Raw genomic sequence first — 5827 nt, 5'->3', positions numbered from 1 at the left:
CGGGGGATTGTCATCGGCAGACTACCTTCTATTTGAGATTTTCAGGCGAGGCAGTGCCAGCAAATCAATCCCCACCGCTTCGCGGAGCCCCTTTTCAAAGGGGCCAGGCCGCCTGCGGGCGGGACGGGGGATGAGCCCTGCGAAGCAGGGCCCCACAAGCGGCGCAGCCGCTTGCCTCCTTTGGCAAAGGGGGTGGCTGAGCGAAGCGAGGGCGGGGGATTGTCCCTGGAAGTACCATCTTCTACCTCAGATTTCAAGTCGAAGTAATGCAAGCAGGTCAATCCCCACCGCTTCGCCCTCTCACAGCCAGAGCGTTGCCTCCGCCCGCCGGGTATAGTGCTCCTCCAGCATAGTCACGTGGGAGAGGAAGTCCGGGTCCTGGAAGAACTTGGCACGGCGGGTACACTTGCGCACGCAGGCCTGGCACTTGATGCACAGCCCCACCGCATCCATAGTCTCGGGGTCGATGCTCCCCATGGGGCAGGACCGGGCGCACACGCCGCAGCGGCAGCACTTGTCCCAGTGGGTGAGGGGCCTGGCCTTGAGGAATTTCGCCGGGGTCCCGTCGGTTTTCAGGGGGGTGTAGTAGGGGCCGATCTCGCTGCGGTCGAAGTCCAGAGGGGGCAGGGGGTCCTGGGCCAGCTTGTCCGCCAGCCTCTGGGCGAACTCCTCCAGCTGCCGCCGGTCCTCTCCGTCGGGACGGCCCTCCCCCACCCGGTCGGAGAAAGCGTGGCGTCCGGGGAAGGCGGCCCCCCCGGCCAGCCGGAAGCCGTTGCCCTCCAGCAGCAGGGCAAGTTCCCGCAGGGCCTCATCGCAGCTGCGGTTGCCGAAGACGCACAGAGGGACGGCGGGGGTCCCCTCCCCCAGGAGCTTCTCCTTGTATTCGGGCATGAGCTTGTTGGGCAGGCGGCCCGCATACACCGGCGAGGCCATCACCAGCAGGTCGGCGGGGCCGAAGTGCCGCTCCTGCCGCTGTTGAGGCGTGGTAAAGGGGATGTACTCCGGCTCCAGCCCCAGCCGCTGGCCCATAGCGCCGGCCACAATGCGGGCAATCTTCTCCGTCCCCCCGGTGGGGCTGAAATACAGGACACAAATTCGGTTGATCTCCATCATAACGCTCCTTTTTCAATCTGATACGCCTATTATATCGGAGGACGGCAGGAAAAGCAATCGGGGAAATGATTAAGGGAAATTTAATTTGTTTTCCGGAAAAAGTGTGCTATACTATACCGGACACAGCGCGTTCGCAGAAAGGAAGGATATGGCTTGGAGAAACACTATGACCTCTGGATCGCGGGGGCGGGTTATGCCGGGGCGGTGGCCGCCCGGGCCCTTGCGGAGAAGGGGCGGCGGGTTCTGGTGCTGGAGCGCCGGGACCACATCGGCGGCAACGCCTACGACTGTCTGGACGGGGCGGGGGTGCTGATCCACAAATACGGCCCCCACATTTTCCATACCAACGACAAGAAGGTCTTCGACTGGCTGTCCCGGTTTACCCAATGGCGGAACTACCAGCACCGGGTCGTGGCCAACATTCCCGACCCCGAGGGAGGGGGAAAGCCGGGCTGGCGGCTGCAATACCCGGTCCCCTTCAACCTTACCTCGCTGGAGACCGCCTTCGGAGCCGAGGAGGGCCGGCGGCTGGGGGATAAGCTTGTGGCCGCCTACGGCGCGGAGAAGAAGGTCACCATTTTGGAGTTGCGGCAGAACCCCGACCCTGAAATCGCCGCCCTGGCGGACTATGTCTATGAGCACGTCTTCGTCCGCTACACCATGAAGCAGTGGGGCCAGAAGCCGGAGGACATCGACCCCAACACCACCGCCCGGGTCCCGGTGTTCCTCTCCCGGGACGACCGCTATTTCCAGGACGCCTACCAGGGGATGCCCCTGGAGGGCTATACCAAAATGTTCCAGAGGATGCTGGACCACCCCAATATTGAGGTGCGGCTGAACACCGACGTGGGGCAGTACCTGGCCCTGGAGGAGTACGATATCCGCCGCCGGGAGACCCGGGAGCCCCTGGGCTGTCCCCTGATCTACACCGGCCCCCTGGACGAGTTCTTTAACCTGCGCTATGGCCGCCTGCCCTACCGGACTCTGGACTTCCAGTTTGAGACCTGGCAAGACCGGGACTACAGCGCCCCCCACGCCCCCTATCCCGACCACCCCCTGCGGGGCGGGGATTTTTACCAGACCCACACCACCGTGAATTACACCATGGACGAGGAGTTTACCCGGATCACCGAGTTCAAACGCCTCACCGGCCAGGACCTGCCCGGGGTCACCACCATTGTTAAGGAGTACGCCCGGGCCTACACCGGGGCGGAGGGGGAGATCCCTTACTACGCCGTTATCAATCCGGAGAACAACGCCCTGTACGCCCGGTACAAGGCGGAGGCGGATAAGAAGAAGGACCTCCACCTGCTGGGCCGCCTGGCGGAATACAAATACTACAACATGGACGCCATCGCCGCCCGGGCCCTGGAGCTGGCGGAGCGGCTGTAAAGAAGCGGCGGGCCTCCAAGCGGCGCAGCCGCTTGCCCCCTTTGGCAAAGGGGGCCCCTGAGCGAAGCGAGGGCGGGGGATTGTCCCTAAGAGTACCCGCCAGTCAATCCCCACCGCTTCGCGGGACTTGATAAACGGTGGCGGGGATTGTTTAAATCCGACAGCCGCACCGGCCTTTTAGCGAGAAAGCCTGTTTGGCACATCCCAACGAAAAGGAGAAAACCCATGGAAAAGCTGATTACCTTTGCCGTCCCCTGCTACAACTCGGCGGCCTACATGGACCACTGCGTGGAGACTCTGCTCCAGGGGGGCGACGACATTGAGATCATTCTGGTGGACGACGGCTCCACCAAGGACGACACCCCCGCCATCTGCGACCGGTACGAGGAGCAGTACCCGGACATAGTGCGGGCCATCCACCAGCCCAACGGCGGCCACGGCGAGGGGGTGAACCAGGGTCTGCGCAACGCCCGGGGCATATATTATAAGGTAGTGGACTCCGACGACTGGCTGGACGTGGACGCCCTGCACAAGGTGCTGGATAAGCTGCGCCAGTTTGTCCGGGACGGGAAGCTGGTGGACCTGATGGTGGCCAACTACGTCTATGAGCACGTGGAGGACCACACCCAGCGCCCGGTGAACTACCGCAACGTGTTCCCGGTGGGCCGGGTCTTCGGCTGGAAGCACACGGGGCGGTTCCGGCCTGGGCAGTATCTGCTGATGCACAGCGTCATCTACCGGACCCAGGTACTGCGGGACTGCGGCCTGGAGCTGCCCAAGCACACCTTCTACGTGGACAACATCTTTGTCTACCAGCCCCTGCCCCGCGTGAAGAATATCTACTACATGGACGTGGACTTGTACCGGTATTTCATTGGCCGGGCGGACCAGAGCGTGAACGAGCAGGTGATGATCAGCCGGGTCGACCAGCAGCTGCGGGTTACCTACCACATGATCGACGCCATTGACCTGCGCCAGGTGGGCCGCCAGGAGCGGAAGCTGGGCAAGTATATGTACAACTATCTGGCGATCATGATGGCAATCTCCTCCATTTTCCTTACCATGGACGGCAGTCCGGAGGCCCTGGGGAAGAAGACCCAGCTGTGGGAGTATCTGCGGACGGTGGACGCCGGACTGTACCACCGGATGAAATACTTCGCCATCCCCGCCGCCACCAACCTGCCCAACGCCTCGGGCCGCCGGCTGTCCATCCGGCTGTACCGGCTGGCCAAAAAGATCTACAAGTTCAACTGACAAAGCGGAGGTGAGGAGGAATGGATATGGTGGAGCAGCTGTTTGAGGAGCTGCGGGCCCTGCCCCAGGCGGAGGCTCTGGCTCTGGGGGGCTCCCGGGCGGGGGAGGTCTTTGACGCGGCCTCGGACTACGACGTCTATCTCTACTGCACCGCCCCCATCCCGGTGGAGACCCGCAGGGAGATTCTGGAGCGGCACTGCTGCCTGCTGGAGCTGGGCAACTCCTTCTGGGAGTACGAGGACAACTGCCGCCTGAACAGCGGAGTGGATCTCGACATTCTCTACCGGGACCTGGACAGCTTTGCCGCCGGGGTCGCAGAGGTGGTGGAGGGCTTTCAGGCCCGCAACGGCTACACCACCTGTATGTGGCACAATCTGCTAACGTGCAGGATACTCTGGGACAAGGAGGGCCGCCTGACCCGGACCCGGGAGCGCTTCTCCGTCCCCTACCCGCCCCAGCTCAGGAGAGCTATCCTGGAGCGGGACTGGCGGCTGCTCCACACCGCCCTGCCCGCCTATGACGGACAGCTGGCCAAGGCGGTGAAGCGGAGGGACTGGGTCAGCGTCAACCACCGGACCGCCGCCTTTCTGGAGGCCTATTTTGACTTCCTCTTTGCCCTGAACGGACTGACCCACCCCGGAGAGAAGCGGCTGGTCCAGCTGTGCCGGGCGCGGTGCGCACTGCTGCCGGAGGGGTTCGAGGAGAATTTGGAGGCGCTGTTTCAGGACCTGTTCCACAGGCCGGAGCGGGTTGAGGGGGACGTGGCCGCCATCCTCGCCGCCCTGGAGAAGGTGTATCCAACGCAGAACATGACATAGAGAAGGAGAAACGGGTATGAAGAGACTGCTTTCCATCGCGCTGGTGCTGGCGCTGCTGCCCGCCGGAGCCCTGGCGGCGGAGCCGGGACTGGAGAATTTCAAACGGGAGGGGACCTATATCCCGGGCCAGTTCACCGACGTGCCCGCCGGGGCCTGGTACGAGCCCCACGTGAAGGAGGTCTACGAGCTGGGCCTGATGACCGGCGCCAGCCCCTCCGCCTTCGGGGCGGGGAGCGGGGTGAGCATCGCCCAGACCCTGGTGGCGGCCTGCAACCTCTACGGGGTGTATCACACGGGGGAGGCCGCCAGCGCCCCCACCGACCCCTGGTATCAGTTCTATGTGGACTACGCCCTGGACCATGGCATCATTGCCGCCGGGGAGTACAGCGACTATGGGGCCGCCGCGACCCGGGCCCAGTTCGCCTCCATCCTGGCCGCCGCCCTGCCGGAGGAGGCCCTGCCCGCCATCAACACCATTGATTCCATCCCCGACGTGGACGCTGCCAGCGGCTATGCTCAGGCGGTGTACCGGCTGTACCGCGCAGGGGTCGTGTCCGGGGTAAATGAGGCGGGGGAGTTCCGCCCTGACAGCGGCATCTCCCGGGCCGAGGCCAGCGTCATCATCGCCAATCTGGCCGACGCCTCCCGCCGCACCACCTTCACCCTCCACCAGAGCGGCGGAGAGAAGCAGCCTGAGGTCTCTTCCGGCGGGGAGAAGGCCCCCGGGGAGAGTACCCCCGCCCCCCAGCTGAGCTTTTATGAGATGTACCCCGATGTGCCCGACTTCGGCGCCTTTGCGGGGGTCGCCGCCGCCGAGGTGGTGGACGAGGGGTCTGCCTGCGGCTATCTCTACGCCAGCGCGGAGGTGAACGCCCGGCTCAAAGAGGACAAGAGCCTGCTGAGCCGGTACTACGAGCTGCTCCAGGCCCAGGGCTTTGAGCCCATCTCCAAATATCAGGATGACGACGGCGGCGACCAGGTCTTGTTTTACCGGGACCCGCTGGCCGTCTCCCTGGGCAACGTGAGGAAGGACGGGAAAATTTACTTCTCGGTGAGTGTGCTCAGTATGTAAGCCAGAATTAAAGAGGAGGAGCGCCGCGGCGCTCCTCCTTTTTGTTTGTAAGGCGGCAGGACGGCCACGGTCCGTCGCTCTATGAGACTCTGCTCCGCAGGGCCCATCCCCGTCCCGCCCACAGGCGGCCCGGCCCCTTTGAAAAGGGGCAGAGCGGTGCGGTGGGGATTGATTTGCG

5 protein-coding genes are annotated in these 5827 nt (G+C 63.9%); 4 read left to right on the top strand and 1 reads right to left on the bottom strand.

What is annotated here, in order from left to right; genetic code table 11:
* Positions 1-300: 300 nt before the first annotated feature.
* Entirely contained in the window at positions 301-1110 is an 810-nt protein-coding gene (locus D1646_RS15645) for a 4Fe-4S binding protein (RefSeq protein ID WP_160637369.1), read from the bottom strand.
* Positions 1111-1266: 156 nt separating this feature from the next.
* Between D1646_RS15645 and glf the strand changes: the two genes are divergently transcribed.
* The 4 genes from glf (at position 1267) to D1646_RS15625 (ending at position 5649) form a co-directional block, all read left to right on the top strand.
* Positions 1267-2505: a UDP-galactopyranose mutase gene (gene glf / locus D1646_RS15640; protein ID WP_160637368.1), complete on the top strand. Its 1239-nt coding sequence runs from the start codon at positions 1267-1269 to the stop codon at positions 2503-2505.
* A gap of 225 nt (positions 2506-2730) precedes the next feature.
* A complete protein-coding gene (locus tag D1646_RS15635; protein WP_160637367.1) occupies positions 2731-3759 on the top strand; it encodes a glycosyltransferase family 2 protein in 1029 nt (342 codons plus the stop codon).
* A gap of 26 nt (positions 3760-3785) precedes the next feature.
* Positions 3786-4577, top strand: a complete 792-nt coding sequence (locus D1646_RS15630) for a DUF4037 domain-containing protein (protein WP_201754718.1) — start codon at positions 3786-3788, stop codon at positions 4575-4577.
* A 16-nt stretch (positions 4578-4593) separates the two neighbouring features.
* Positions 4594-5649, top strand: a complete 1056-nt coding sequence (locus tag D1646_RS15625; RefSeq protein ID WP_160637365.1) for an S-layer homology domain-containing protein — start codon at positions 4594-4596, stop codon at positions 5647-5649.
* Positions 5650-5827 lie beyond the last annotated feature (178 nt).

The sequence above is a fragment of the Pseudoflavonifractor sp. 60 genome (assembly GCF_009911645.1).
Classification (GTDB): Bacteria; Bacillota; Clostridia; order Oscillospirales; family Oscillospiraceae; genus Lawsonibacter.
Note: the sequence above shows the minus strand (reverse complement) of the source record. Positions and strands in the feature narration are given on the sequence as shown.